Genomic DNA, 2,739 nt, shown 5'->3' with positions numbered 1-2,739 from the left:
CCACCGCACCGCCGGACTCCCACACGTCACCGGCCCCGGCACCCCACAACTCCACACCCTCCTCACCTAAACCACCCCACACACCCACGAGCACGCGCGCCCCGGGCCGACAAACGGCCGCGCTCCGCAAGGCCGGCAATCATCCCCGGAAGTGCTCCAGGTTGGCTGACGTGAGTGGGTGGGGGCGGAGTTACCGGTATGTCTGACCGGTTGAGTCGAAAGCTGCGGTCCGGCCTGGTGACGGCGGGCGTCGGATCGGCTCGGCGGCTGACTTTCGTGGCTGGATCGTGGAGCAATCGGCGGCGGAGCCGGCCGAACCGTTCACCTTCGTGGTCGATATGCATGGTGTACTCCGGCTGGCGCCGCGGCGGAGCGAGCACGTGGCCTGTGCCGGCGGAGACATGGTTCTGAGTGCAGGCGAGATCAGCCGCCGGCGTACAAGCGAACGCGCACCACCTCGTACGGATGAAGGTGCACCATAGCCCTGCCTTCATACATGGACCGCCGGAAGATCACCCGACCAGGAACCCTGTTCGACCGCACGTTCCAAGGTCGGTTGAGATGCGGCTATTTACGGCTTGGCCGGGTCAGGCCACGGGATCTTCCGGGCGCAGTGGGACCAGGCGACCAGCACCATCAGGGCAGCGGCTGTGCCAGCGAGCGTCATGACCATGGATGGGGAGGAGTGGTCAACCACGACGCCTCCGACCAGCGCCCCGATGGAAATGGTGGCCTGGAACGAGGCGGTGAAGAGCACGGAAGAGGCTTCGGGTGAATCGGGTGAGGCCTTGGCGAACCAGGTCTGCGAGCAGACAGGCACGGCACCGTAGGCAACGCCCCACGCAACCAGCAGGGCCACGGCGCCGAGATCATCCTTGCCGAGCACCGGGAGCAGCACAGTCGCGCCGGCGATCATCAGGGCGGCGGCTGCGAAGGTGCCCGTCGGATACCGCGCCACAGCCGATCCGCCCAGGAAGTTCCCGGCAATTCCTGCAGCTCCGTACACGAGTAGATAGACCGTGATGAGCCCGGCGCTCACATGAGTCACCTGCTCCAGGAACGGAGTGACATAGGTGTAGGCACCGAAGTGGGCGAGCACCACAAGGAACGTCATCACCAAGGCAAACCGAGTATTGACACTCCTGAGCATGCCCGTGAGCGCACTCAGACGAGTCGGCTCATCGGCCGGCAGTGGCGGGACCACCAGGAGCAACATGGCGAAGACACAGAGGGTCAGAATCCCCATGACAAGAAACGCGGTACGCCACCCCGCAACGTCTCCGATGAACGTACCCAGCGGGACTCCGAGTACGGACCCGAGAGGCACCGCGGAGAAGATCACGGCGGTTGCCCGGCCCACCGATTCGGCAGGAACCAGCCGGCCGGCCAGCCCCGCGCCGATGGACCAGAAACCACCGATGGTGACCCCGACCAATACACGTGAGACCAGGACCAGCCAGTAGCTCGGCGCAACCGCGGCCAGGAAATTCGCCAATGCCAGCAACAGAATAAACGTACCCAGCATGAGCCGACGATCGATGCGCCCTGTGGCGACAGTTACCACGGGCGCCGAGACCGCGGCCAGAAAACCAGGCATGGTCATCATCAGACCAGTCATTCCATCGGAGATGGTGAAACTCGAGCCAATCGAGGTCAAAAGGCCGATCGGCAGGATCTCGGTGGTGACGATCGAGAAGATCCCCAACATCACCGAAATCACCGCCAGCCACGATACCAACGGTGATCGAGCCGGCAATGAAGGCGAGTCGATGGAAGTGGTGGTTGATGTGGACATGAATCCCGTCCTGTGTTGGGCATCACATGAAGTGTGAGCAATATTTCAGCAGGAACAGGAGCCACCTTCTGGCAGTTTCGCGACGTCAACAACGGCTTCCACGTCCGACACGTCCGAGGGATACCGGCGTTCCCGGTTCGGACGGTCGGCCCCGTTGCCGTACACATGCGCCAATCACACGACGGAGCTGCCGAGTTGAACTGAACGGGCTTGGACGCGTGCAACAACGACACCAGGGCCTCCCGGCACTGCTCGGTTAAATTCGCATCCCCGAGCTAACGAATAACCCTGCCTTCATACGCGCACAACGGGAAGATCACCCCGGCTTGAAACCGGTTCGACCCGCCCGTTCCACGATCGGTTGAGATACGGCTTCTGAGGGAGATCGCGAAGGAGACCGGACTGAACCGCCGGACAGTCGGCAAGTACCTCAAGGACCCCGCTTCGGCAGCGCCCACCGAAGAGAGAAGTAGCAGGTCAGCGCCCTCGACTGGTGGTGGACGAGGTAGCGCCGCTGATCGACGCGATACTCAGGTCCGAGATCCTGCTCAAGGGAAGAGTGATCCACGAGCGCCTGGTCCAGGACTACGGGGTCACCATCAACTACCAGCGAGTGAAGCTCTACCTTCAGGAGGCCCGCCCCCGGATCGCGGAGGAACTGGGCATCAGCCCGGGCGAGCTGGCGGGTATGCACCGGCGGTTCGAGGTCGTTCCCGGTGCTCAGGCCCGGGTGGGCTGGGGCGATGAGGGCAAGATCCTCGCCCATGTCGGCATCTTGAAGGTCTACTCCTTCCACATGACCTTGTCGTACTCGCGCGACCCGTTCTGCTGCTCCGCCACTGGCCATCGACTGAACCCCTTCCAACCTGACGGGTGGTTGAGCTGCGGGCCCCGGCGGCGGACATGAAGAAAGCTCCTGGTAGACGGGTTCACGACCAAGATCA

The 2,739-nt window shown here is 63.4% G+C and carries 2 protein-coding genes; one reads left to right on the top strand and one right to left on the bottom strand.

What is annotated here, in order from left to right:
* Nucleotides 1-571: 571 nt before the first annotated feature.
* A complete protein-coding gene (locus ACZ6A9_RS32490; RefSeq protein ID WP_468993302.1) occupies nt 572-1,795 on the bottom strand; it encodes an MFS transporter in 1,224 nt (407 codons plus the stop codon).
* 493 nt (nt 1,796-2,288) lie between these two features.
* On the opposite strand from ACZ6A9_RS32490, the gene ACZ6A9_RS32485 reads away from it, so the two are divergent.
* Nucleotides 2,289-2,702, top strand: a complete 414-nt coding sequence (locus ACZ6A9_RS32485; protein ID WP_468993299.1) for a hypothetical protein — start codon at nt 2,289-2,291, stop codon at nt 2,700-2,702.
* Nucleotides 2,703-2,739 lie beyond the last annotated feature (37 nt).

It is taken from the genome of Streptomyces sp. NPDC041124 (assembly GCF_055592385.1).
Note: the sequence above shows the minus strand (reverse complement) of the source record. Positions and strands in the feature narration are given on the sequence as shown.